At 55.9% G+C, this 25738-nt stretch carries 24 protein-coding genes, 1 tRNA gene and 1 pseudogene; 14 read left to right on the top strand and 12 right to left on the bottom strand.

What is annotated here, in order from left to right; all coding sequences use genetic code 11:
- Positions 1 to 64: 64 nt before the first annotated feature.
- From ACQZ63_RS04540 to ACQZ63_RS04550, 3 genes and pseudogenes are all read left to right on the top strand, one after another.
- Positions 65 to 196 (top strand): annotated as a pseudogene (locus tag ACQZ63_RS04540) (transposase); the annotation flags it as partial.
- A gap of 352 nt (positions 197 to 548) precedes the next feature.
- The gene (locus tag ACQZ63_RS04545) at positions 549 to 1424 is read left to right on the top strand and encodes a HamA C-terminal domain-containing protein (protein WP_162763584.1); all 876 of its coding nucleotides are present in this window, start codon (positions 549 to 551) and stop codon (positions 1422 to 1424) included.
- Entirely contained in the window at positions 1421 to 3511 is a 2091-nt protein-coding gene (locus ACQZ63_RS04550; RefSeq protein WP_162763585.1) for a DEAD/DEAH box helicase, read from the top strand. The genes ACQZ63_RS04545 and ACQZ63_RS04550 overlap by 4 nt, the downstream gene beginning before the upstream one ends.
- Positions 3512 to 3631: 120 nt before the next feature.
- Here the strand turns inward: ACQZ63_RS04550 and ACQZ63_RS04555 are convergent, their stop codons facing one another.
- The 9 genes from ACQZ63_RS04555 to ACQZ63_RS04595 form a co-directional block, all read right to left on the bottom strand.
- Positions 3632 to 4255 carry a recombinase family protein gene (locus ACQZ63_RS04555; protein WP_113555508.1) on the bottom strand — a complete coding sequence of 208 codons (624 nt, stop codon included), beginning with the start codon at positions 4253 to 4255 and terminating at the stop codon, positions 3632 to 3634.
- Positions 4256 to 4376: 121 nt separating this feature from the next.
- Positions 4377 to 4739 (bottom strand): MarR family winged helix-turn-helix transcriptional regulator, encoded by a 363-nt coding sequence (locus ACQZ63_RS04560; RefSeq protein ID WP_162763586.1) that lies wholly within the window; start codon positions 4737 to 4739, stop codon positions 4377 to 4379.
- A 330-nt stretch (positions 4740 to 5069) separates the two neighbouring features.
- Positions 5070 to 5375, bottom strand: coding sequence for a hypothetical protein (locus ACQZ63_RS04565; protein ID WP_113555510.1), 306 nt, complete (start codon positions 5373 to 5375; stop codon positions 5070 to 5072).
- Between the two features lie 44 nt (positions 5376 to 5419).
- On the bottom strand, positions 5420 to 6019 hold the full coding sequence (locus ACQZ63_RS04570; protein ID WP_113555511.1) for a virion core protein, T7 gp14 family: 600 nt from the start codon (positions 6017 to 6019) through the stop codon (positions 5420 to 5422).
- The gene (locus ACQZ63_RS04575; RefSeq protein WP_162763587.1) at positions 6012 to 6485 is read right to left on the bottom strand and encodes a hypothetical protein; all 474 of its coding nucleotides are present in this window, start codon (positions 6483 to 6485) and stop codon (positions 6012 to 6014) included. Before ACQZ63_RS04575 ends, ACQZ63_RS04570 begins: the two co-directional genes overlap by 8 nt.
- Positions 6486 to 7318: 833 nt before the next feature.
- Positions 7319 to 7789, bottom strand: coding sequence for a hypothetical protein (locus tag ACQZ63_RS04580; RefSeq protein ID WP_162763588.1), 471 nt, complete (start codon positions 7787 to 7789; stop codon positions 7319 to 7321).
- 878 nt (positions 7790 to 8667) lie between these two features.
- Positions 8668 to 9837, bottom strand: a complete 1170-nt coding sequence (locus ACQZ63_RS04585) for an SH3 domain-containing protein (protein ID WP_113555514.1) — start codon at positions 9835 to 9837, stop codon at positions 8668 to 8670.
- A gap of 111 nt (positions 9838 to 9948) precedes the next feature.
- The gene (locus tag ACQZ63_RS04590) at positions 9949 to 11649 is read right to left on the bottom strand and encodes a DUF6538 domain-containing protein (protein ID WP_448799094.1); all 1701 of its coding nucleotides are present in this window, start codon (positions 11647 to 11649) and stop codon (positions 9949 to 9951) included.
- A gap of 85 nt (positions 11650 to 11734) precedes the next feature.
- Positions 11735 to 11809: transfer RNA gene (locus ACQZ63_RS04595), tRNA-Thr, on the bottom strand.
- A gap of 155 nt (positions 11810 to 11964) precedes the next feature.
- Between ACQZ63_RS04595 and ACQZ63_RS04600 the strand changes: the two genes are divergently transcribed.
- From ACQZ63_RS04600 to ACQZ63_RS04645, 10 genes are all read left to right on the top strand, one after another.
- Positions 11965 to 12231 (top strand): hypothetical protein, encoded by a 267-nt coding sequence (locus ACQZ63_RS04600; protein WP_013635467.1) that lies wholly within the window; start codon positions 11965 to 11967, stop codon positions 12229 to 12231.
- A 102-nt stretch (positions 12232 to 12333) separates the two neighbouring features.
- Complete coding sequence (gene murA, locus ACQZ63_RS04605; protein WP_013635466.1) at positions 12334 to 13626, top strand: UDP-N-acetylglucosamine 1-carboxyvinyltransferase; 1293 nt, start codon at positions 12334 to 12336, stop codon at positions 13624 to 13626.
- A gap of 115 nt (positions 13627 to 13741) precedes the next feature.
- Positions 13742 to 14182: a DUF2948 family protein gene (locus ACQZ63_RS04610; protein WP_038489814.1), complete on the top strand. Its 441-nt coding sequence runs from the start codon at positions 13742 to 13744 to the stop codon at positions 14180 to 14182.
- A 131-nt stretch (positions 14183 to 14313) separates the two neighbouring features.
- On the top strand, positions 14314 to 15612 hold the full coding sequence (hisD, locus tag ACQZ63_RS04615) for a histidinol dehydrogenase (protein ID WP_065658353.1): 1299 nt from the start codon (positions 14314 to 14316) through the stop codon (positions 15610 to 15612).
- A gap of 3 nt (positions 15613 to 15615) precedes the next feature.
- Complete coding sequence (locus tag ACQZ63_RS04620; RefSeq protein WP_003515052.1) at positions 15616 to 16089, top strand: UPF0262 family protein; 474 nt, start codon at positions 15616 to 15618, stop codon at positions 16087 to 16089.
- A gap of 2 nt (positions 16090 to 16091) precedes the next feature.
- On the top strand, positions 16092 to 16580 hold the full coding sequence (locus ACQZ63_RS04625; protein WP_013635463.1) for an arsenate-mycothiol transferase ArsC: 489 nt from the start codon (positions 16092 to 16094) through the stop codon (positions 16578 to 16580).
- 210 nt (positions 16581 to 16790) lie between these two features.
- A complete protein-coding gene (gene infA, locus ACQZ63_RS04630; protein ID WP_003493814.1) occupies positions 16791 to 17009 on the top strand; it encodes a translation initiation factor IF-1 in 219 nt (72 codons plus the stop codon).
- A gap of 34 nt (positions 17010 to 17043) precedes the next feature.
- On the top strand, positions 17044 to 17667 hold the full coding sequence (locus ACQZ63_RS04635) for a Maf-like protein (protein ID WP_113555517.1): 624 nt from the start codon (positions 17044 to 17046) through the stop codon (positions 17665 to 17667).
- Positions 17668 to 17670: 3 nt separating this feature from the next.
- Complete coding sequence (gene yacG, locus ACQZ63_RS04640) at positions 17671 to 17898, top strand: DNA gyrase inhibitor YacG (RefSeq protein ID WP_013635461.1); 228 nt, start codon at positions 17671 to 17673, stop codon at positions 17896 to 17898.
- A 148-nt stretch (positions 17899 to 18046) separates the two neighbouring features.
- Positions 18047 to 18868 (top strand): DUF6030 family protein, encoded by an 822-nt coding sequence (locus ACQZ63_RS04645; RefSeq protein WP_113157263.1) that lies wholly within the window; start codon positions 18047 to 18049, stop codon positions 18866 to 18868.
- 27 nt (positions 18869 to 18895) lie between these two features.
- On the opposite strand, the gene galE is transcribed toward ACQZ63_RS04645, so the two are convergent.
- The 3 genes from galE to mscL form a co-directional block, all read right to left on the bottom strand.
- A complete protein-coding gene (gene galE / locus ACQZ63_RS04650) occupies positions 18896 to 19927 on the bottom strand; it encodes a UDP-glucose 4-epimerase GalE (protein ID WP_113555518.1) in 1032 nt (343 codons plus the stop codon).
- A gap of 326 nt (positions 19928 to 20253) precedes the next feature.
- Positions 20254 to 21420, bottom strand: coding sequence for a pyridoxal phosphate-dependent aminotransferase (locus tag ACQZ63_RS04655; protein ID WP_113555519.1), 1167 nt, complete (start codon positions 21418 to 21420; stop codon positions 20254 to 20256).
- A 152-nt stretch (positions 21421 to 21572) separates the two neighbouring features.
- Positions 21573 to 22001 (bottom strand): large conductance mechanosensitive channel protein MscL, encoded by a 429-nt coding sequence (gene mscL / locus ACQZ63_RS04660; protein ID WP_003515034.1) that lies wholly within the window; start codon positions 21999 to 22001, stop codon positions 21573 to 21575.
- A 216-nt stretch (positions 22002 to 22217) separates the two neighbouring features.
- Between mscL and ACQZ63_RS04665 the strand changes: the two genes are divergently transcribed.
- Entirely contained in the window at positions 22218 to 25727 is a 3510-nt protein-coding gene (locus ACQZ63_RS04665; protein ID WP_113555520.1) for a hybrid sensor histidine kinase/response regulator, read from the top strand.
- The last annotated feature ends 11 nt before the right edge of the window (positions 25728 to 25738 follow it).

Consider the following 25738-nt stretch of genomic DNA (forward strand, 5'->3'; position numbering starts at 1 on the left):
TTGACCTGCCACTGCGAATTTCCTCCAGATTGGATTAGAGTCCGGCCTATCAAAGGACGGACGTATGAAGAAGCAGAGAGCTACGGAAGAGCAGATTATTGCGGTGCTGAAGGAGCAGGAGGCTGGTACACCGGTCTCGGAGCTTTGTCGCAGGCACGGCGTCAGCGATACCCGCATTTATAAATGGAAGGCTGAACTGCCCGCCATTCGCAGGCTGGTGGATCAAAGGCCTACCTATGGCTAACGGCGAGCCGCCGATAAGCCTGTCGTCAGCGCCAAGCGGGTCAACCTGAACTGACTGTGCAAATTGTGGCCGGTCACAAACCGCAAAGTGTTGCTGCGAGCGTCTATCTAGGGGGCTATCTCCCGAACAATTGACGCAATGTGTGGAGGCCGTGCAGTTGCCTCGAAAGCGGGCCGAAAAATCGGTCGGTTATGGAATAAGATAGGAACCGACTCCGCATTTGCCCGCTCGATATGGTTTAGTTCGCGGGACGCCACAAGTAATCGTTGTTAAACCATTCACTCATTAGATTATCGTTGTTAGAGTGAGCGAAAAACAACGGGGTCTCATGCTGTCTCCTTACGATACGAAACCTAAGCCTCTTTTCACTCGGCTGGCGACTGTCGGAGGCGCGGAAGAGCAGGCCTACTGCGTGGGCTTCGAACTTGAGAAATGGCGTTGCGACGCTTTTGCAGACCATATGATAGAATGGATCATCGACTACGCCCTTAAATCGGATGAGATTAAGACACTTTCCCACGGCAATAGCTACTTGCGATTACGGCAAGCAGCAGCACGTATTTATAAAAGTGAAGCATATGAAAGACGTGGTGAAATTGGGGAGATATCGTTGCATGCCATTTGCCGCGAATATTTCGGAACAATTCCGTTTGCTCCAAGAGTTTTCTATCTCACGTCTTCGAATGAAGTCGTAAAATCTTTCGACATGGTTCATGTTCGCTACAAAGATGAGAGTGTCGAGCTTTGGCTCGGAGAGGCAAAATTCTTTAAGGACCGTGATAGTGCCATAGCTAATGCTGTAGCCTCAGTTAAGAAGCACATAGACCAGGGTTTCTTGAAAAACGAAAAACTTATCCTTGGTCCGCAGGTCTCGACAGATATTCCTCACTACGAAAAAATTAGAGAGATTCTTTCAGAAGAGGCCCCTCTAGATGTCCTCTTTCAGAAATCAATTTTTCCAATTCTCATTGCGGCTGACAGCTCCTCAACTACATCGCATAATCAATTCGGACAGGCCTATGAGTCCGACATTTCCGAAGAACTAATTGCTCTTTCGGAGGCCATCAAAGCATCTGGACTGAGATCGAAGATAAAAATCTTACTGATCTATGTACCTTTAGGATCAAAAGATGCTCTGGCAACTGCGTTCGACAAACGTTTGAAGGGATTGACGCCTTGAGCACCCCAATAGCGGATTGGAGACGCATTTCTACCCTGCAAGGAGATGCTTTGCGTGGCGAGGTCTTTAGGGCAATTGGGAGCGCATCTCGTCGTATTCAGATTGGCGAGCAGGATGACCCTGCAATCTTGGAAGTTATTCCGAGACTGGTGGAGTTGTTGAATAATAGATATGACGAGCTTTCTTCGTTCAATGAGATAATAAGCGGGTTGGCTAGAGCTAGCGGCCTATGGAATTACATAGATAAGGAAACAGCAGATGTCGCAGACTCCTTAGTAGCTGAAGCTGCCACGTCTGACGAGCTCGGCGGTATTACTTTTCATCGGGAACAAGTAGTCGCTCTTAATGCACTAGCCAGTGGGAAGAATCTCATACTAAGTGCACCCACGAGTTTCGGTAAAAGCTTGTTGATTGACGCGTTACTTGTCACGGGACGATACAAGCGTGTGGCCATCGTTTTACCAACAATCGCTCTCTTAGACGAATTTCGGAGGCGCTTGTTGGGGCGTTTCGGGCATCGCTTCCAACTCATTATGCACCCTTCCGATTCTCCCGGGACCGGCCCTGTTATTTTTCTTGGCACGCAAGAGCGACTGATTCACCGTGAAGACATCGGCTACTTAGATTTGGTCGTTGTAGATGAATTCTATAAACTCGACCCTTCTAGAAAGGACGAGCGAAGCGTTGCTCTGAATGCTGCCGTCTATCGACTTCTCAAGCGGTCCAAGCAGTTCTTTTTTCTTGGACCAAACATCGACAATGTTGCAATATCGGACAACATTCGATGGCGCTTCGAGTTCCTAAAGACACGGTTCTCGACAGTCGCGGTCGATACACTCGATCTTCAGGCTGAGCCGAACAAGCGTCAGCGCCTTATCGATGAGATTGGTGAGGACAACAACTGGCCCGCCCTCGTTTTTGTCTCGTCGCCTGATAGGGCAAACAGTCTGGCTGCCGAGCTCGCTGAGGAAATGGCGGTCTCAGACGTCAGCTCGGGATTTGCAGAATGGTTACAGGTCAACGTAGGTCCGAACGGGTTACTTGGCCGCACCGTGTATTACGGCTTTGGAGTTCACCATGGCCGGGTTCCGAGAGCTATAGCCGCTAAGATGGTGAGGATGTTCAACGAGCAAAAGCTACCAGTTCTTTTTTGCACTTCGACCCTTATTGAAGGCGTCAACACCGCAGCGAAAACTGTGATGATTTTCGATAAAAAAATAAATCGTGTTGATTATGATTTTTTCACTTTCGCAAATATTCGAGGCAGAGCGGGTCGGTTGGGCCAACACCAGATAGGTCGAGTTCTGGTTTTCAACGAGGTACCCGAACAAGAGGAGCTGGAGGTTGCACCTACAGTATTCAACGAAGATGATGACTTGCCCGATGAGTACATTGTCTATGTTGAAGATAGACCTGATAGCTCTAAGGCTGAGGAACGTGTTCGCGATCTTCGTATGCGGCTTGGACTTGATGAAGCACAGCTGCGCCTTCTGTCGCCGATTGGCTTGGAAAGAGCAGCAGAGCTTAAAGGATTTACTGAGGCGGCCTTCAAGGATGGTGCCGATTTAGTTTGGGAAGGAATTCCGACTTACAAGCAAATCAAGGCATGCATTGAAGTGATCTGCCGCATCCAGAGGCCACATTCGTTCGGGGCGTGGTCCGCACCTCAGCTCACCTTCTATATCGACCAGCTTCGAAGATCGAAGACTCTCCGTGCCTTTCTTCTAGCTAGAGACGAGGACTACACAGGAAAACCCGAAGGCCACGACGCGATTTTCAAGTTTTTGCGTGCTTGTGAGTATGGTCTTCCGCAATTTTTCAATGCCGTCGAAATGTTTGTTCAACAACTTGATCCACTAGCTGACTACCAGTTGTTTATAGGGAGCTTGAGTAGCTGGTTTAGAGCGGAAGTTCTGAAGGAATTGGATGAAGAGGGTATTCCCGTGCAAATCGCGGAGCGTTTCTATGCCGACGGAGATAGCAAGAATAGACTTATAGAAAAGCTCAAAGACGCGAGTTCTTCCTCTGAAGACAAACTCACCGACTTCGAAAAGGAGTGGTTGGCGGATGTCTTGCTCGGCGATTAACGATGGCCGGTGAGTGTGGCGCGATGACGTGGCGGCTTCACGTGCTACCTACTGCCCAGTATAGCAAAGCGCATGCTGAGAAAAAAACATAATGCCTCCACTTGGAAGCAAGCGCGAAAATCACGCAACAGACGGTGAAGATTTTTTTGCAAGCCGGGACAGTGTAGACCGGGAACACCCGGTAGCTGCTACGATACTATTCCAACTCATGCCGCTATCCAGCATCTTCCGAATCGCAGCATTGCGTTCGGTGTCTTCCGGCCTGCCTCTGTAGAGACCATCTTCCTTCGCTTTGGCGATACCCTGAGCCTGCCGCCGTCTACGGTCTTCGTAGTCTTTGCGGGCGATAGCAGCCAGCATGTCCAGCATCATTCCATTGATGGCGTCAAGCATCCGGCTTTGAATGTCGTCTTTGTTTCCATCGGCAAGCATCCATGAGGTGGGTAAGTCGAGCGCCACGACCCTCACGCGGCGAGTACGTATCTCAGTCTTCAGTCTTTCCCAGTCCTCGGCGTTCAAGCGGCTCAAGCGGTCAACCTGTTCCACCAGCAACACGTCACCGGCATGACAATCACCTAGCAACCGGAATAGCTCGGGACGCTTAAGCGATGCCCCACTTTCATTCTCCAGATAGGTCGCAGCGATCTTAAGCCCGCGCTCCTCAACGAACCGAAGCAAATCGTCCTTCGCGCGGCTGGCGTCTTGGTCCTTGGTGCTGGCTCGAAGGTATGCGCGGATATGCATGAAAACCACCTAAGTTCGTTTTAAGTGGTTCCCTTATTATCGGTTCGTTTTGAATTGTCAATCAGACTTATCGAACCAGCGAATATCAGGTTCTCATGAGGTGTACTTAAATGAAACCACCTCAAACCCTGATCTCGACATCTCCTCTACGCCATACGGCCAGCAAGCGCTCAAGGAACGTGCGTCCCTTCGAGGTCAATTGAAGGACCGTTATACGGGCATCATGCGGTGCTGGTTGCTGTTCGACAAGATCGAGACCGGGAGCACCGTGCCGGTTGATAGCTGTCAGCGCAATGACGTTTCGAGACATCCCCGGCTGGCTAATATCCATGACGCGCAATAGCTCGGCCTGTGATATCCCCGGCTTCATTGCAATGAGGAGGAAGACAGCCGCCATTTGCATCGGCATTTCTGGGTGTATTTCTCGGAACGTCTCAATCAAATGAAAGACGCTGAAGGCGTCTGCTTTATCAGCCATTTCCATCTGGCACCTAATCCCATCAGTTGAATTTGTATTTATGATGCAACCATTTACGGCGAGGTCAAGAGTCCCTCATCTGATTGTGAAAGCCCGAGGGCCGAGGGGGGAATGCCGGGTTCCTTATATCTGATCTTGGGTCTCAGATTTTTTCACCCAACATTCCCGGCTCACTGAAAGAGAGAAGAGGCGAGCTTGCGTTCAACGTCCGCACGGTATGTGGCGTCTGCGGTACGTTCGGGGGTGGCGTGATTTAATAGTGTTTACGCCCCGATTGCATAAGCTGCCCGGGAGCCGTAAACGCTTCTGTAACCGCACCGCGGAACGAGCGGAAAGTTACCTACCGCCCTGAAGACGCTTGATAGCAGCGGCCTGTAACTTTGCTCGGTCAGCATCCGTGATGAGGGCAACGGGGCCGATAATGTCGCCCAGGTTGTCGATGACGCTTTCCCTGAATTCAATGCCGTGCGCCTTTAGCACTGACCGCGCATCGCCGTCTGCATCAGCCGGAAGGTCATAAATCGAGCATATGTCTTTCGCGACTATGTATGGAATGCCGTCAACTTCGACGCTGCGGAATTTCAGCGCTGGCTTACCATTGTGGAAATCGACGGTCGTGGTCACGATACGTGGGTATGTCATGTGCTTTTTCTCGTAGTTGTTGGTGGAATTTTAAAGGGCGGCAATCAACCGACACGCCAAAGCGGACGGCTCATGAACTTGCTGAATGAAGACTGAGGTAAGACGGGAAGGTCTGGGTCGTTGCGCTGACGCCATGCCGCATCACTGTGTGATTTCAGCCCTGCCCCTGCGATCCTCAAGCCAGCGTCCCAGAAGGACGGCTTAGCGGCACGCTGAACCGAGTTGATGCGGTCCTCAGTGTTGGCGCGGATGCCCTTCATTTCGTTGTTGAGCTGCGTCATGCTCCATTCGGTATTCTGATCGATGCGGTCGTTGGCCTCAGCGGCTCGGCCGTCAAACTCCCTCAAGAGGGCATCGACCGACAGGCCGGTTACGCCCGCCTCACCGGCTGCTGCTGACGCTGTTGCTTTGGCAGCCCTCGCCTCGCGGGTGTTGTCGATCTTCTCGGCGGCTGCTGCCTCCTGTTCCTGCAACATGCGCTGTTGCGTTTGGAACATCTGATCGCGGGCATCCTGGTTCGCCCTTGCCGCGTTCTCGCGGTAGAGCTGGTTCTGTTGCTCGGCGGCTGCGACTTGCGCTTGCTGATTGACCACCTGAGAGGCAGCCGCAATGCCGAAGCCGATCATCGATAGCGGGTCACACATTCCTAATCCTTGCGAACTCATAGAAGGGCAGGTTTCCCGGCCCGGGCGAGTTGATCGTTCTCAGAAACTTGAAGCCAAGCCAACGAAGCCACAGGAGGTGGACAGTGTTGCGCTGGTCTACAGCGTTAGCGAGAACGGGAAATTCTTCGTGGAAGGTTTCCACCCAGAGCTTTGAGCGCCTGAGGAACCTCGTTTTGTTTGTCTTGATCTCATCGCTTCCGAGGAGCCAGATGTAGCCCAGTTCGGGTTCATTGGAGGGACAGACGCCAAACATGGCGACTGCATTGTCCTCTTCATTGACCACCGAAACGCATTGACGGGACAGCTTAAGGCCGTCCTCAAGAGCCTGCTCGGCACTGGGGGAACCAGCGGCAAGCAGCTCTCGAAGATCGTCAGGGCGAAGTCTAGGGGCTAGATAGGTCACGTCCTCGGGGCGGGAGTAACGTGTTTCCAGTCCCGCGCCCACTAGGCAGCACTCCGCGAGAGTCCGCGCCACTCGCGGTAGCGGACAAAGCGTGGGCCGTGGGCTTCTCCCTCAGCAACGGTAATCGCCGCTGCTTTCACAAGATCACGGATGAGGAGGCGCGGGTATGGCCGCTCACCGTCCCAGACCTCAAGCGGGCCATTCAATCCGAGAGAGGCAAGATGACGGCAGGCCGCTCCTGTTGGGTTTAGGGTCGCCGGAATAATCGTGGCACCAGCGAAGGAGACAGAATAATATTGCCCCCGCATTCCACGTTTGCAGGGCCGGATGTTGATGCGGTGCGGACCACTCGCGGGGGGAGTTGGCGTAGCTTCGCCGCCGCCTTGGTCAAGGTCGTTATCGTGCATAAATATTTCTCATTGTGTGGTGGAGACTGAGTTTCGTGGGCGGTAGAAACAGAGAGGCCCCCCGTCAGCAACGAAGCGACGAGAGGGCCTAGGTCCACCACGACCACGAGAACAATGACCAGCTACTAGCCGATCAACGCACTCTCAGATATTGAGCGTCTAAAGAGACTGTGCGTGGATATTAAAGGAGACCTGAAGGTTATATAGAAAGGTCTCTGCGGTTCTATTGGAGGTGGGTTGAAGGTGTTATTCCACCATCATCCATCATGAAGGAAATGTAGGGTCATCCTGATTCCATCAATCCCCTCTACTCCCTTTCATTGGTCTTCTGCCCTTCGGGCTTCTCCTTAAGGGTGGGGTAATTGGTCGGGCAGAATTGGGTATCCCTCCGTTCGTCCTACCTAAAGTGGGCGGTAATTATAGGTTGTATTTGAATCTCAATACAGCCGATTGCTTTTGGTCCTTCCCTTAAGGGCGTGGTAATTGCCGGAGCGTCTGACGTCTTCTGCGTCTCGACAGATATTTTCGTAGCCTCGCGGTCTCCCTCAGCTTCAACCGCAAAGCATCAACAACGAGTGCCTCTCTGCCTTCCACGGCTCTACCATCGAAAGGCGCAAGGCCTTGCCTCAGTGCCTCAGCAACGCTCGTCTGAGGCTGTGTTTCGTGGTGATACTTTCTAAAGATGGTGACCATCAGCCGGTCAGCCATCGCAGCTCTACGGCCTGTCGAGAAATGGCAGATAGCGCGAGCCTGATCTTCATTAAGATAGTATGCATCGCCGTCCCTGTGCATGAGGCCACAATTTGCGAGAACGTTACGGAGCAGCTTCATGGTGCCGGTTCGAATATTGATAGGGCGGCGCATGCCGAGGACAAAGGCTAGATCAAGATCGAGAATACGCGGCTCTCCCGCGATGATGTGAAGAGGGATTTCAGACATGGTGCATGTTTCCATGAATGGTAGGAAGAAGGCCCCGCGCTTGGTCGCGAGCAGGGCCGTGGTGGTCACACAGCGGCGGGAGGCGTAGCGCTCTCAATTGGCGCTACCGCTTGAACAGGCCGCGCTCGACGCTCGATAACCCAGTGCCTCCATTTCCCAGACGGCCACTCGTACCAATCTTCCCGGCCCCAAGCGAATTCGTGGTTAGGAGTGAAGACGTAGAAAGCACCGGGAAGGCGGCAGACGATTTCGATGGAAAGACCGATTAGAGGCAGCTTGATTTTCATGTGATGGCGTCTCGAAAATGGAGTTGATTTGCGCTGTTCCGGCCAGAACGATGACGCTTAGACTCCAGCGAGATTCTGCCGTCAATAGATTAAAATCATTATTTTTCAATAACTTAATTCACATGTAAGTAGGTTGACGGTAGGCGATTGAAAGCGTTCTGAAAATCGCTGTGACGCGTGGATAGGTTTTTTTCTCCCTCACGATGAGGAGAAGGTGACGACCGCCAGATCGCGGAGATCACTGGCAAACGGCACAACAACGTTAGAGCTGAAATCGAGAAGATGGCGGAAGACCTTTCACTGGATTTTCAGTAAAAGACTGAGGCGTCTAACGGCAGGCGTTCATCGAAGATGCACTACCTCCCTAAGCGCGACACACTCATCCTCGTCTCGGGCTACTCGGCCCGATCTCTGGCAGGGCTTACCACCAGCATCTTGCACAATAGAGCGCAGCGAGCTACTGTCCACACACCCACACCATTAGCTGTGAGGCCCCTTTGCTAGAGGGTTAGAAATAGGGTCACGGCGAGGCGCGCCGTGGCCTTTCCCTTGACGATAAAGCGGGCGACTGCACTATCTGCGGAGGTTGCCTTAGTCTGCGCAGCACACGCTCTTAACATACGTGTTCCCGACCGTCATGAATGCGTCATCTGGAACTGCCTGCTGCTCTTTCAACTTCTTGAGTAATTCCGCCGCCTGATCTGGTGGTAAGGTCTTTTGAAGGGCAACGGCGTACCACTTATTCGTAGCGAGATAGGCGGTTAGAGGGAGGCGAGATGCAGCCACAAAGGCGGCGGCCTCCGCGTAATTATCGAAGCTCTTGATTTGGATGTATCGGTTCTCAAAGGGCTGGGTCAAAAATTGATCCACCTTAACCCAATTGTGGTGCAGATAACCTTCTTTGCCCTTCGTCCTCACTTTGTACCAACGCTCACCAACCGACAGAATCTCTACGCGGTCCCGGTTCTGCAATCCAAGAAGCTTTTCCGAGGATTGATCCTCTCCTGCCCTCAGGAACTCTTTACCTTTAGGAACGCGCACAAAACCGCTTCTAGCCAAGGGGATTTGGAAACGTGCATCGTCGTTAGCGATCCTAAAGCTAGGCAGCGCCTTGCTTTCCCGCGTGTCGCCTTTATCGGCCGCCGCCCACTTTTGGTCTGAAGGCGTTCCGCTGCCCAAATCCAAGTTCGTGACGCGGTACTGAGCCATTTCGCTCTTCGAAAGATAGCGCATATCGTCTTTTTCGTACCGAAGAGACAATTGCAGCAGAGCTGGATCGACTCCCATCTCAGACAAATAGCTTATGGTCTCGGCTGTTTGATGCTGGATGTATGACACTGCGTCATCGACCGAAATGGCGGCAGCGTCCGAGAATGATGACTTATGTACGCCTATCGATCCAGTCTCTGCCGCACGGACCACGCCGCCCATGAATGCGAGAGCACACGCGGAAGCACACTCAAGGCCCCGCGATTGAAATGTGGGGAGGCCAAGGGTACGGATGAGGCGGCCAAGTTCTATCGCTTTGGAAGGGTTTCCCCCGGGAGAATTGAAGCTGACTATCGCGGCTTTGTCGCCAACGCTTTTAGCTAATTGCAAAAACTGGCCGAAATTCTCAGAAGGCTCGAACACGCCCGATACGAGGATGATGGATTTTCCAGCATCCACAGGCTCGACAGAAAATGTGAGAGCCGAGGCGGGGTTGCTCAGCAAGAAACAAACGAACGCAAAAGTTACCGCGAAACAAGACGTCGTTTTCATATGCTGCACTACCCTCAAGATACCCCCTACCAGTATATTCAGCCGTGCGTGTTGAGCTAGAGCGAAACGATACGCCTCAAATGATTCTCGCCATCAGCGAAAATCGGCTATCTACCGGCCCATAAGGGTAGACAGATCAAGTCCCTCGTACTTCAACTTCTGCATTTCGTCATTCAACAATTGCAACCCATACAAGCCGTTTCCATATCTCCCCGCCATGCCTTTCTCAGCATGGCCTTGAAGCGCATTCATGAAATCGCCTGGAATGCGACTGTTGCGGCAGGCATCCTCGAAGTTGTGCCGGAAGCTGTGAAACGAAATCTTGCCGTGCTTGATGTTGACAGCCCTCAGCGTGTTGCTGAACTTAGTTGAATAGGAAGTGGAATAAGTACCGTCAGTAGATTTCGGCAACTCAGGGAACAGGCGAGAAAAGCCCCGCTTCCGTTGCCGCTCTACGAATCTTAGGAAACCGAGGTCCACCAGCGTCTTATGAATTGGCACACGCCTGAAGGATGCTGCCGTCTTCAAGTTGAGGTCTTCGCCGTCATCGGTTACCTGAATGAAGGGTATACCGCCCTCAACGCGTATATCTTCAAGACGGAGCTGAATGATTTCCCCAGAACGGCAACCGCTAAACAGACCGACCAAGGGCACCCAGTAGATACCACTGTCAACCGGTAACAGGTCACCGGGAGTGTTGTGATACCGCAGGCTTTTACAGCCGACGAAGAGCGGAGAGCTGAATATCTTTTGCAGTTCTTCAATCGAGAACGGCAAACGCTCTTCCCGCGCCTTCCCGCTTATCTTTACATTCATGCCGTCGAAGGGATTGGCAGCTACGTCATCGTGATTGACTTTCGCCCAGTTCCAGAAAGCTCGCAGGAAGCCGAGAACCTTATTGGCGTTCTTGCTACTCATTGGAGCGATCCCCAGAGCTTCCGCTTGAGCCGCTGCCTCCTTGATTGGCAACCCGCCGATTGCCTTAATCTTCGTCCAGTTGGGGGGCAGCTTGAGGAGAATGGTTTTGAACTGTCGAGCGTCAGCTTTGCGGTATTCGTTGGCTGGTCGATCCCCTGCAACGAGGGCAAAGCGCTCCGCCCACAGACGATTAGCCGCTAGCGTCGAGGTGGTCCATTCCCCACCAGCGCGGCCCTTTTCCTTCGCCCATTCGTCAATCAATGTCGAAAGAAGAGGCGTTGCATTGACGGGCTTTACAGCTTCCAACTGAGGAGTCTCAATCGGGTCACCGTTGTTTCGTTGACGGCGCAAACCTGCTGCCTTTATCGAGACACGTTGCAACTCACGAACAAGAAAGACCCAACTTGGAGAGGATGGCTCAAGCCGTAGATTAACAGTTGACCACGTCAGAACCTCCTCGGCCTCTCCAATCATAAACTCACTTAGATGCCCCCTCGCCCAGTCACCTCGGTTTATCGCCTCGATAGCTTCTAGCTGGTCGGCATCCTCATCGAAGTCTCGATCTTCAAACCCGCTCAAACGGATTTCCTCATCCTCCTCAAGCAGATGGATGAAATACACTTGGCCGATGTGCTTGATTTGCGCGTCTGTCAGTTCCGCCAAAGCAGGCTCTCGGTCGCGTGTAAGTTGGCGTCGATGCTCTTCGAAGCGCTCATCAACTTCCGCTGACGCCTTGCGCAGTTTTCGCAACGCATCCTGATAATCGCTTGTCTTGAGAGAAAAGGTTTCCTCCCGCTTCGGGTAGGTACCTTGAATGTCTTTCGGGATCGAACACCGGAAATGGTAGACGTTACCACGGCGCATCAAACGAGGAGGAAGGGGCATATCACTCATGGCTCCGCTGTAGCAGTGTGCTGTAGCGAACAAAACCCTAAGCCGTTGATTTTACGATATCCTATTGATTTCTTTAGGATATTAATGGTGCTGCTAGAGAGATTTGAACTCTCGGCCTCTCCCTTACCAAGGGAGTGCTCTACCCCTGAGCTATAGCAGCATCCGGTGCCGAAGCGTTTGCTTCAGCATCAAGCGTGGCGGCCTATTGCCATAGGTTTTTGACGAGCGCAAGTCGCAAAACGATATTCTTCAACAAGCGGGGCAAAAAAGCGTTCCCCCTGTTGAAAAACGTATTTTTCGGATATTGCTGAATTTATGAACGAACATCATGACAAACAGGCAAAGGCGGCGGTTTCCGTGAACGCCTCAGAAGACCCCGTTGCCCTTGCGGCAAGCGGCAACGCGCAGGCAGGTCCCGGCGAGAAGGCGCGGCAACGCGAGGCGGAGCGCAAGGCGCGGGCAGCGAAGAAGCTGCGTGAAAACCTGCAGAAGCGCAAACAGCAGGTTCGCGCGCGCCGGGCCGGCGATGCGGATGAGACGATTGGCCTGCCTGCCGCAAAAACGGACGAATCATCCTCATAGAGAATTCACCAGCATCATTTGAAACGCCGCGGAAACTCGTCTAGGGACGCGCATTTCCGCAAGGCATGATTAAGAAAGGCGGGCACAGGCCCGTAGGGACGCATGGATCGCATCAGAATTACGGGTGGTAACAAGCTCAACGGCATCATTCCCATCTCCGGCGCGAAAAACGCCGCCTTGCCGTTGATGATCGCTTCGCTTCTGACCAGCGACACGCTAACGCTCGAAAACGTGCCGCATCTGGCGGACGTCGAGCAGCTCATCCGTATTCTCGGCAATCATGGCGTCGATATTTCGGTCAATGGTCGTCGCGAAAGCCAGGGCGAAGCCTATTCCCGCACGGTCCACTTCACCTGCCGCACCATTGTCGACACCACCGCACCTTACGAGCTGGTTTCCAAGATGCGCGCCAGCTTCTGGGTCATCGGCCCGCTTCTGGCCCGTGAAGGCCGTGCGCGCGTTTCACTGCCCGGCGGCTGTGCCATCGGCACACGTCCGGTGGACCTGTTCATCGAGGGCCTGCAGGCGCTTGGCGCAACGATGGAGATCGATGGCGGCTATATCAACGCCAGCGCTCCAAAGGGCGGCCTTATCGGCGCTGTTTATACCTTCCCGAAAGTCTCCGTCGGCGCGACGCATGTGATGCTGATGGCCGCGAGCCTTGCAAGAGGCACCACCGTCATTCACAACGCCGCCCGCGAACCGGAAGTCGTCGATCTAGCGCACTGCCTGATTGCGATGGGCGCGAAGATCGAGGGCGCTGGCACCTCCACCATCACCATCGAGGGCGTCACCTCGCTTTCCGGCGCACGCCACCGGGTGCTGCCTGACCGTATCGAGACCGGCACCTATGCCATGGCCGTGGCCATGGCTGGCGGTGATGTGGTGCTGGAAGGCACGCGTGCATCGCTGCTCGACAATGCGCTGGACACGCTGCGGCTTGCCGGAGTGTCGATCAGCGACACGGAGACCGGTCTGCGCGTCGTGCGCAACGGCAACGGCATTCAGCCCGTCGATATCGTCACCGAACCCTTCCCCGGCTTCCCGACCGACCTTCAGGCGCAGTTCATGGCGCTGATGACCCGGTCGCAGGGTGTATCCCACATTACCGAAACCATCTTCGAAAACCGCTTCATGCATGTGCAGGAACTGGCCCGTCTCGGCGCGAAGATTTCGCTCTCCGGGCAGATGGCCCGTATCGAAGGCGTTACCCGCCTGAAGGGTGCGCCTGTCATGGCAACCGATCTGCGCGCCTCGGTGTCGTTGGTCATTGCGGGCCTGGTGGCGGAAGGCGAGACCATGGTTTCGCGCGTCTACCACCTCGATCGTGGTTTCGAACGGCTTGAAGAAAAGCTCACCCGCTGCGGTGCGCTGGTCGAACGCGTCAGCGATTGATCCTTTCATCGCCGCTCATTCGTTTTCTCCCCGTTGCAGAGCGGGCCGCGACTGCCTATTTCCTGTACAAGGAATAGACATTGCGGGCGCGGCCCCGCGGAAAAGGAAGAAAACGATGAGCGGCCTGAAATTGCTCGCGCTGGATACTGAAGATCTCTCCGTCATTTCGACGCACATGCAGGACAGCGTCTTCAAACTGAAGGACGTTGCATTCGAGGCAAAGCAGGGCCAATTTACACTTTCCGCCAATCGTTTCGTCTGGGAAAGCGCGAATAAGAAGAACCTGCCGCCGGAGCGATGCCGCAGCGTGGTTTTCCTGAAGCGGGTCTCCGCCGTCCGCTCGCACGGCATCAATCGCAGTGATAGGGAACAGGTGCTTTCGCTCCTTGCAATCCGCTTCGTGCAGAACGGCGAAGGTCCTGATGGCGCCGTCGAACTGACGCTTTCGGGCGGTGGCGCTATCGCACTCGATGTCGAATGCATCGAGGCGCAGCTGACGGATGTGAGCGGCGCCTGGGAAACTGCCGCCAAACCGCATCATCCCGATAGCGAATAAGCTCTCCACGCCATTGCAACGGTTGCCTTTCGTCACTGTTTCGATTTATGCCACATACCAGAGCCGCATTTTTCTGCGGTGAGTTCGTGCACCTCGCGGGATCGCCGCGAGGAAAATGAGAGGGTAATGGCGTGGCAATCTGGCTGGAGCGGGCATCGGCTGATTTCGAACAGAAATTCGCTGCCTTCCTGACAACCAAGAGGGAAGTTTCGGAAGACGTCAACGCGACCGTTCGCGACATCATCGATGACGTCCGCAATCGCGGCGATGCGGCCCTTGCCCACTACTCCATTAAATTCGACGGCATCGATTTCTCGAAGGTCTCGATGCGGGTGACAGCGGAAGAGATCGATGCGGCCGTCGCAGCCGTTGACAGAAGTGTCATCGAAGCTCTCGAACTCGCAGCCCGGCGCATTGAAAAACACCATGCGCGGCAGATGCCGAAGGACGATATCTACGAAGACGAGATCGGCGTGGGCCTCGGTTCACGCTGGACGGCGATCGAAGCTGTCGGCCTTTATGTGCCCGGCGGCACCGCGAGCTATCCAAGCTCCGTCCTTATGAATGCCGTCCCGGCCAAGGTTGCCGGTGTAGAGCGTATCGTCATGGTCGTGCCGGCGAATGGCGGCGTGATAAACCCCGCCGTTCTTGCCGCCGCGCGCATCGCAGGTGTTGAGGAAATCTACCGCATTGGCGGCGCACAGGCCGTGGCTGCACTCGCCTACGGCACGGAAACAATCACGCCTGTCGCCAAGATTGTCGGCCCCGGCAATGCCTATGTGGCGGCCGCGAAACGGCATGTCTTCGGAACTGTCGGCATCGACATGATCGCCGGGCCCTCCGAAGTGCTTGTCATTGCCGACAGGGACAACGATCCGGACTGGCTGGCCGCCGATCTTCTGGCGCAGGCGGAGCATGACCGTGGCGCGCAGTCCATCCTCATCACCGACAATGCCGAACTCGGCAAGGCGGTGGAGGCGGCGGTGGAACGGCAGCTGAAGCGGCTGTCGCGCGCCGAGACGGCAGCGGCGAGCTGGGCGGATTTCGGTGCGATCATTCTCGTCGAAAAGCTCACCGATGCCATTCCCTTGGCCAACCGCATTGCGGCCGAGCATCTGGAGCTTGCCGTTGACGATCCGGATGCGCTGATGGCGCATATCCGCAATGCCGGCGCGATCTTCGTCGGGCGCCATACGCCTGAGGTGATCGGCGATTATGTCGGCGGCTCCAACCACGTTCTGCCGACGGCGCGCTCAGCGCGCTTCTCTTCCGGCCTTTCGGTGCTGGATTTCGTCAAGCGTACCTCGATCCTACGTCTCGGGCCTGAGCAGCTGCGGCAGCTTGCGCCGGCGGCGATCACCCTTGCCCGTTCGGAGGGGCTGGACGCGCATGCGCGCTCCGTCTCCATTCGCCTCAACCCGGAAAGTTAAGAGATGGCTTCAGGCGATTTCCGGCTCTGCGATGTGGTTCTGGACGATAGCATCGGCCGGTCCACGCCGGACGTGGAGCATGAACGCGCCGTCGCCATTTTCGATCTGATCGAGGAAAACACGTTCGAACCATTCGGCCATGAGGGCGGCCCATACCGGCTGCACATATCGCTGGTCGATGCCAAGCTGGTTTTCTCGATCAAGACCGAAGACGAGAAGGATGTCTCGACCCATATCCTGTCGCTGACGCCGTTCCGCCGCATCATCAAGGATTATTTCCTGATCTGCGAAAGCTATTACGAGGCGATACGCTCCTCCACTCCAAGCCAGATCGAGGCGATCGACATGGGCAGGCGGGGCATTCACAATGACGGCTCGCAGACTTTGATGGACCGGCTTTCCGGCAAGATCAAAATCGATTTCGATACTGCGCGCCGTCTCTTCACCCTTGTCTGTGTGCTTTATTGGCGGGGTTAGAGATGAGAGATCCCGCCACGGCTCCAAATGGGGGACAGGCTCCCAAATCGGTCCTCTTCATGTGCGGTATGAACTCCATCCGTTCTCCCATGGCCGAGGTCATCGCCAAACGACTGGTGGCACCCGGCATCTACATCCAGTCGGCCGGCGTGCGGGCGGGCGAGCGTGACCCCTTTGTGGATGCGGTGCTGGAAGAACAGGGATTTTCGCTCGGCAAACACAAACCGCGCACATTGGACGAGATCGAGGATGATTTTTTCGATCTGATCATTACATTGACACCCGAAGCTCATCACGCAGCACTTGAACTGACACGCTCGAACTCACTCGACGTTGTCTATTGGCCAACCATGGACCCAACCGTCATCACCGGCACGCGGGACCAGATTCTCGATGCCTATCGCGAGGTGCGGGACCATCTTGCCAGGCTGATTGCCGAACGCCTGCCAGGTAGGCCGCAGCCGGCGGCGGATACGCTTTCAAAAGACTGAGGTTGAGTGTCCGTTTCGATCGGACCAGATACTTCAAACGCCGCACAGGACAGGCATTTATTCGATCCGCACCTCTCACCTGGCGAAAATCGGTTCCGATTTTCGCCGTGATGCTTTAGAGGTTCACAAATGTGCCGGGATTGTGTAGTTTCCGCGCAATTTTCCCGGACACGACAGGTCCGGCACTATCAACAGGAAGAAAACCCTTACATGACAAAAGAAGAAGTCCTCGAATTCCCGGGCATCGTAACCGAATTGCTGCCGAACGCAACATTCCGCGTGAAGCTTGAGAACGAACACGAAATCATCGCCCACACTGCCGGCCGCATGCGCAAGAACCGTATCCGTGTTCTGGCGGGCGACAAGGTGCTGGTCGAAATGACGCCTTACGACCTGAGCAAGGGCCGCATCACCTATCGCTTCAAGTAATCCGTTTTCGGCATTCGGAAGCCCGGGCAGCGCAATGACCAACTCAAAACAAAAGCTCGTTCTGGCATCCGGTTCGCCGCGGCGTCTGGAACTGTTGCATCAGATCGGCATCGAGCCGGCACGTCTGATGCCGATGGATATAGACGAAACGCCCGTAAAGCTTGAGCATCCGCGCACGCTGTGCCGTCGCCTGTCGCTACAGAAGGCCGAGGCTGCGCATGCGGCGCTGAAGAGCGAGCAGACGTGGAAAGACGCCTATGTTCTCGGCTCCGACACCGTGGTGGCCGTGGGTCGCCGCATTGTCGGCAAGGCGGAATATACCGAAGAGGCTTCCGCAGCGCTGCATCTTCTCTCGGGGCGCAGCCATTGGGTCTATACCGGCATCTGCCTTGTGACGCCCGGCGGCAAAATCCGTCAGAAGGTTGTGGAAACCAAGGTGCGTTTCAAACGCCTTGCCACGCGCGAGATCGACGCCTATATCGCCTCCGGGCAATGGCGCGGCAAAGCCGGGGCCTATGGTATCCAGGGCATTGCCGGCTCATTCGTGCAGAAACTGACCGGCTCCTACACCAATGTCGTCGGCCTGCCGCTGTATGAGACCATGTCGCTTCTTTCCGGTGAAGGATTCGAGGTGACGTCGGGCTGGCTCGAAGGATAGACCATGACAAAATCATCTCCTGAAGGTGCGGGAAATGTTACGCCGCTTCGGAAAACGAAGCCATGTCCGGAGTGCGGGCGGCCCTCGACACGGGAAGACTATCCGTTCTGTTCGGATCGCTGCCGCTCGCTCGATCTCGCCCGCTGGCTGAACGGTTCCTACGCCATTCCTGTCGCCGACGACGAAAGCAGCGCGGACGAGCAGGACTCGTTCAAAAATTCCTCCGAATAACGTTGCGCCGCCGGAAAATCCGGCGGTGGAATACAGAATATTTTTAATGACCTTCAGCTCGCAGTATATTCACCGGGTTACCGACAGCCCGAAAGCCATATCAAAAACCGGTTGACGCCCCTCCCCCGGCAGCCATTAGGGTTCCCCGATGGACGCAAGCCTGCAAAAAAGAGTAAGGCCTGGCGCGCTGCTGTTTGCGGTGCTGGCAGTTTGTCTTGCCATATTGGCAACGGTGCTGCTTGCCAATGACAAGAAACATCTCAAAAGCCTGCTGAGCTATCTCAACCTTGAGCCTGCCACACGCTCCGCCGAGCAGCCAGCCCGGATGAAGCCCGTCAAGCGGCAAAAGGTTACCGCCCAAAAGCTCAATCTACCGCCGCATCTACTGAAATTCGAGCAAGGCGGCGACAGGGCATCCTTTGCCCGCGACTTCGTTCTGTCCGGCAAGGACCTCTGCGACCGCTTTACCGCGGCGGGCTTTTCCAACCCGCAAGGCTGGCACGCAAGCCCGGTGAAGATCCGCAATTTCGAATGCATGGCCGATCTTGTGGTCGGGGACACGGCGAACGCGTCGGAACGTGCATCGCTTTTTCTCGACATCAGAGGCGAGGCGTCCGACGAGGTTCGCTCTATCAGGATGAAAGTGGTTGCGCCGCAGACACCTGATGGTGCCGTTATTCTGACGAAGCTTGAGGACGCGTTGGCGATGATCATCGAGCAGACCCGCTGGGCGGACCTTGCCAGCATGCTTGAGCCGGCACGCAGGCTGCAACCCTATCAGGCAGAGCATTTCGGTATTTCGGTCTCCCTAAAGCCGGAGCCGTCTGCGCCACATCGGCTGAACCTGATTTTGCTGGCAACGGAACAATTGCCGGGACTGAAGCTCACGCGCAGCTATTTCGACAGCGAGAAATGGCTTCCCGCCGCCACTCTTTCGGATCGACCGGTCCTCTATTTTTCCGTCAGGTAGAACCGCATCCCGAAAACCAACGGCTGCTCAGCCTATCGCTGCCAGTTTATGCCGCCCAGGCAGAATCCTGTCGCTTCGCTGGGCTTGACGTTTAGCCTCCCACTGAAGGGCCGTGCGAACGATGGTTGTGAGATCATTGAAACGCGGCGACCATCCGAGTTCCGACTGGATACGGCTCGAATCCGCAACCATCGCGGCAATGTCGCCGGCGCGGCGGGGACATTGGATAACCGGGAAATCGTTTCCAGATTCCCGCTGCACGGCGTGCAGCACGTCCAGTACCGAATAGCCGACGCCATAACCGCAATTGAGCGTTCGTGTGCCGCCACCAGCACGCAGATGCGCCATGGCGAGCATATGCGCGTCGATCAGATCGCTGACATGGATATAGTCGCGAACGCCGGTGCCGTCAGCGGTCGGATAATCGGTTCCGTAAACCTCAACCTTGTCGCGCCGGCCGGTTGCCGCTTCGCACGCTACCTTGATGAGGTTCGCCACACCCGTGGGGGACGGACCGGCACGGCCCTTCGGGTCGGCGCCGGCAACATTGAAATAACGCAGCGCCACATAGTTGAAATCATGCGCCTGCACGACATCGCGCAACATGATTTCTGAGGCGAGTTTCGACAGGCCGTAGGGATTTTCCGGGCTGAGAACTGCCGTTTCCGGCACCGGGCCATCAAAGGGTTGGTTCCCATAGACCGCGGCAGTTGAAGAGAAGATGAAATTGCGGATACCATGACCGACTGCCGCCGCAACAAGGGCGCGGGTTGTGCCGGTATTGTTTTCGTAATATTCCAGCGGCTGGCTGATCGATTCAGGGACGCTGACGGAGCCAGCGAAGTGGAAAATGGTCTCGATCTGGTTGTGTTCGAAAATCTGGCCGAGCAAGTCGCGATCGGCGACGTCGCCGAGATAGAAACGCGCCGCTGGCGCGACCGCCCAACGTGATCCGGTCGAAAGACGGTCGACAACAACGACGTCTTCACCGGCGTCGAGCAAAGCCCACACCATGTGGCTTCCTATATAACCGGCCCCACCGGTGACCAGAACAGCCATGACATTACTTCCCTGTTTGCTTTTGTTGCGTCCATCAAAGCCAATAATTCTTCATCATTGATTACTTGCACAGCAAATACCCCACCTATCCCTTGCCCCTATGAAAAGGTGGCTTACGATTGGTTAGCGCAATGAAGTGTGTTTTATTTATTAGATGAAAATGTTCTCATAAATGGAACACAAGGCGCATAGCACAGAAAAGCCTGCACGTCGATTGGTACGCCGTGAGGTTGTAGTTTTAGCGGCTCGCCATGATTCTTTTGGCAGAAAATCTGCCTGCCGCGGCCAAATTCGGCGCGGCAGGGCGGGCTATCGCAGGATTGCGGTTATCTGCCGAGAATATAGGACGCAAGCCGATCGGCTGCGTCTTCGATCTGCTTTGGGTTGCGCAGGAAGCAGGCACGGAGAAACAGCTCTCCGCCTTGGCCGAAGGCGGTGCCCGGCGCGAGGCCGACGCCGGTCTTGTCAACGATATCCAGAGCCGTGGCGCGGCTGTCGGTCACGCCGTCCACCTTGAGGAAGGCATAAAGAGCGCCATCCGGCTTCAATGTTTCCACGCGGTTCGTCGCGATCAGCGCATCGCAGAGAATGTCGCGGGATGTCAGAGCGCGTTCGTAGTTCTCGCGGACGAAACCGTCACCATGGTCGAGAGCCGCGACTGCGCCGCGCTGCATGAACTGCGCCACGCCGGAGGTGGAATATTGAATAAGGTTCTCGATCACCTGGCCGATTGCGGGCGGCGCCACAAGCCAGCCAACACGCCAGCCCGTCATGGACCAGTTCTTCGAAAAAGAATTGGCGAAGACGATTTTGTCATCCGGTTCCATCACGTCGAGGAACGACGGCGCACGGGTGCCGGTATAGTGATAAAGTGCGTAAATCTCATCCGCCACGATCCAGAGGTCGTGCTTGCGGGCGAGTGCCAGAACATCGCGAAGATTGTCTCGCGTTGCGGTCCAGCCGGTCGGGTTGGACGGCGTGTTGATAAAGAGCGCCTTCGTCTTACCGGTGATCGCACTTTCCAGCTTGCCGATATCGAGATCCCAGCGACCATCGTGGAAATCGATGCCGGCTGCGACCGCCTTTGCGCCCGCCACGCCGATGGCGGCAACAATATTGGGCCAGGTGGGCGTGAGATAGATCATCTCGTCGCCCGGCGAGGTCAGCGCCTGCACGGCAAGCGCAATCGCCTGCATGCCGGAACCTGTTACGTAAAAATGATCTGCGGATAGAGAGGCTGAAAAGTGACGCTCGTAGTAGCTGCTGAGCGCCTGGCGCAATTCGGGAATGCCGCGTTGCCAGGTATAGAAGGTCTCGCCATTGTTGAGCCCGTCGATGGCCGCCTTGTTGATGAAGTCAGGGCTTGGCAGATCGCCTTCGCCGACCCAAAGCGGCAGAAGATTGTCCCGTCCCCGGGCATAATTCACGACCTCGACAATGCCGCTCTCGGGAGCCGCCAGAGAGCGCGCACTCAGACTGTTCAAAATGGACATTAAAGACACTCCGTTTGGTGTCTTCTTATCGCATCGAACGGGCGATATGCATGATATTCCGTGCAACAGTCATGGATTTTCTTTATGGATGAATGCCCGGCGAGAGGAAGCTGACCCATGGTCAGCAATATCGCGCCGGGACAATCTAAGCTTCAGCGCGTCTTCAGCAGATCGCGGATTTCGGTGAGAAGCTTGACGTCTTCCGGCGGCGGAGCCGGTTCCGACTTTTCCTCGATCTTTTTCCGGTCGACAGAAGCGCGAAGCTTGTTGACCCCTTTGACCATCAGGAAAATGATCCAGGCGAGAATGAGGAAGTTGATGAGGACCGTGAGAAAGTTACCATAAGCGAAGACAGCGCCCTGATCGCGCGCGGCGGCAAGCGAGCTTGCGGTGACGCTGGAACTGAGTGGCAGGAAGTAGTTCGAAAAATCGAACCCGCCGAAAATCGCACCGACGATCGGCATGATAAGATCGTTGACGACGGAATCGACGATCTTGCTGAACGCCGCCCCGATAATAACACCCACGGCCAGATCCATGACATTGCCACGGGCAATGAAGGTTTTAAATTCGTTAAGCATCAGATGGTCCCTCTCCTGCTTCGCGAGCTGAAGCTATGTGACTGTCCCTACGGGTTCAACCATATAGATTCCCTGTCCCATTTGGAATTCGTCAAGATTGCATTTATTAGGCTTTTTGCACGGTCGTCTTGAACTTTATGATCAGACCGCGCTCATTCTCAACGGCCCGGAATTCGCCTATGCTCGTTTTCAGGGATTGTTGCATGGGGAGGATGCGTGCTTCCTGGGTGGATCATATTCGGTTCGGCCTTCGCTTATGTCTTGCTGCTGTTTGCGGTTGCAAGTTATGGGGACAGGAACAGCCGGAAAAGAAACGCTCCCAAAAAGGGGCGGCCGTTCGTCTATGCGCTTAGCCTGGCGATCTATTGCACCTCCTGGACCTATTTCGGCGGCGTCGGGCTTGCGGCGGACAAGGGGCTGGAATTCCTCGGCATCTATACCGGGCCGATCCTTGCCTTCACCATCGGCATGCCGATCATTCGCCGGATCGTGGAGCTTGCCAAAACCGAAAAGCTGACGTCGGTTGCCGATTTCATTGCCGCCCGCTACGGCAAGAACTCCACCGTGGCGATGATTGTCGCCATCATCGCGCTTGTCGGCGCCATTCCCTATATCGCGCTGCAATTGAAGGCCGTTTCCAGTTCGGTGGCGACGATGGTCGATCCCGGCGATTACGGCATTGGCAGCGGCAACCTCTATTTCCTCGATCTGCCGCTGCTCGTCACCATCGTCATGGCGGGCTTCGCCGTCATGTTCGGCACCCGGCATACCGACGCCACCGAACACCAGGACGGGCTTATCCTGGCGATTTCAATGGAATCGCTCGTCAAGCTCGTGGCCATGTGCACCGTCGGCTTTTACGTTCTGTTCGTCCTCTTCGACGGCCCCTCGCATTTGTGGGAACTTGCGTCGGGCAATGAACGGGCCATGCGGGCCATATCCTATCACACGCCCATCAGCCGCTGGATCGTGATGACCCTGCTTTCCGGTTTCGCGATCATCCTGTTGCCGCGCCAGTTCCATGTCACCGTGGTTGAAAATCGCACGCCGGAAGAGCTGCGCATGGCGGGATTCCTGCTGCCGCTTTATCTGATTGCGATCAACATCTTCGTGCTGCCGATAGCGCTTGCCGGAATTTTGACGCTCGGCGCCAATGGCAACGCCGATCTTTACGTCCTGCAATTGCCGCTTGCGCATCAGATGCCGGTCGTTTCGCTGATTACCTTCATTGGCGGATTTTCAGCGGCGACCGCCATGGTGATCGTTGCCTCGGTCGCGCTGTCGATCATGATTTCCAACGACATCGTCATGCCGATCTTTTTGCGGCAGAAGCTCTTGAACCGCTCGCCGCACCGGGACAACTTTGCCAAAACGCTTCTCAACATCCGCAGAACAGCGATCTTTGCGGTGATGCTTCTGGGCTACGGCTATTACCGTGCGGCCGATAGCGCCACCGGGCTTGCCTCCATCGGCCTCCTGGCATTTGCCGCCATCGCCCAGATGGCACCTGCCCTTTTCGGCGGGTTGTTCTGGCGGCGCGCCAATGCGCGCGGTGCGATTGCCGGTTTGAGTTCAGGCTTTTTTGTCTGGGCCTACCTGCTGTTTCTGCCAAGCTTCGGCGGGCCTGATAATTCGGAGGTCGCGGCCACCGTTCTCGGCTTCCTGTTTTCTGGCAGTACGGTCTTCAACGGTCCCGAGGCCGACCCATTTGTGAACGCGGTCATCCTCAGCCTGCTCGTCAACAGCATGGCTTTCGTGCTTGGCTCGCTTTCACGCAACCCGCGACCCGTGGAGCGCATCCAGTCCGGCATCTTCGTGAAGCGCCATTCGAAATCACAATTCGCCACGCGCGGCTGGAAAACCCGCGTCAGCGTCGGCGATCTCAAAAGCGCGATTGCCCGTTATCTCGGTGAAGAGCGCATGCTGCGCTCACTGGCGACCTATGAAAAGACGGCGGGCAGGAAGCTCAATGACGATCAGCCCGCCGACATGGCGCTGATCCATTTCTCCGAACAATTGCTGGGCAGCGCCATCGGCTCCTCCTCAGCCCGTCTCGTGCTTTCGATCATTCTCCAGAAGGCGGAGGACACCAGCGCCGACACGGCCTGGCTGCTGGATCAGGCAAGCGAGGCGCTGCAATATAATCAGGACATGCTGCAAACGGCGCTGGCGCAGATGGACCAGGGCATCGCCGTTTTCGACAGCTCGCAGCAGCTGACGATCTGGAACCGGCGCTTCCGCACCCTTCTCGATCTACCTGAGCAATTCGGGCAGGTGGGGCTGCCGCTGACGGACATCGTTTCCATGCTGCAGGAGCGCGGCGACATGCCGCCGGGCGACACGGAACAGCTGATCACCAGTTTCCTGACCATGGACCTGCCTTTCTCGCTGGTGCTTGGCGGCGGCGAGCGCATCATCGAAGTGCGCTCCAACACCATGCCGGACAAGGGTATCGTCGCCACCTTCACCGATATCACGCAGAGAGTGGCGAGCGATCAGGCACTGAAACAGGCCAATGAAACGCTGGAGCAGCGGGTGGCGGAGCGCACCGTGGAGCTTACCCGCGTCAACCGCGAACTTGCGGAGGCAAGGGCATCCGCCGACGAGGCGAACATCGGCAAGACACGGTTTTTCGCTGCCGCTGGCCACGATATCCTCCAGCCGCTGAATGCCGCGCGGCTTTATTCCTCCTCGCTGGTCGAGCGGCTTGGCGCCTCGGGGGAAAGCGATCTCGTCCAGAACATCGATTCGGCGCTCGAGTCGGTGGAGACCATTCTCGGCGCGGTGCTCGATATTTCCCGCCTCGACACCGGTTCGATGAAAGCGCGCATGACATCGGTGCCGCTGAACGAGCTGCTGAAACGCATCGAAACCGATTTCGCGCCTATGGCGCAGGAAAAGAACCTCGATCTCGTGGTCATGCCCACCTCGCTCACCGTCCGCTCTGACCCCAACCTGTTGCGGCGGCTGATACAAAACCTCGTCTCCAATGCCATCAAATACACGCTGAGTGGCAAGGTCATCGTTGGCGCGCGCCGCCGGGGAGGCGATGTCGTCATTCAGGTGACGGATTCCGGTATCGGCATTCCCGCATCCAAATTCCGCACGGTTTTCAAGGAATTCGCCCGGCTGGATGAGGGTGCAAAAACGGCCTCCGGCCTCGGACTTGGCCTTTCCATTGTCGACCGGCTGTCGCGCATGCTGCACCATCCGGTACAGCTGATTTCCACACCCGGAAAAGGTACGACATTCCGTATCCACCTGCCGCGCGAGGCAGACCGCCTGACGCCAGCCAAGGCCACTGGCGGGATCGCCAATCCGGTGGCGAGCGACCGGCTTGCCGGCATCAGGGTACTCTGCATCGACAACGAGCCGAAAATCCTCGAGGGCATGACGTTATTGCTGACGGGATGGGGCTGTGAGGTGTTGCCCGCAGGTTCGGTGGCCACACTCGAAGAACCGTTCCTGACAATGTCAGCGGCGCCGGATGTCATCATTGCCGATTATCATCTCGACGACGGCGACGGTATCAGCGCCATCCGCCTGATCAGGGCATTCTACGGCAAAACGATCCCTGCCCTGCTTGTGACGGCGGACCGCAGCCCGGAAGTGCGCAGCGATGCGGAAAAATATGGGATTTCCGTCCAGCATAAGCCGGTCAAACCGGCGGCGCTGCGGGCCTATATCAACCAGATATCCAGCACGGCCCGCGCGGCGGCAGAATAAAAAAACTCCCG

The organism is Agrobacterium sp. CG160-95, from assembly GCF_053521725.1.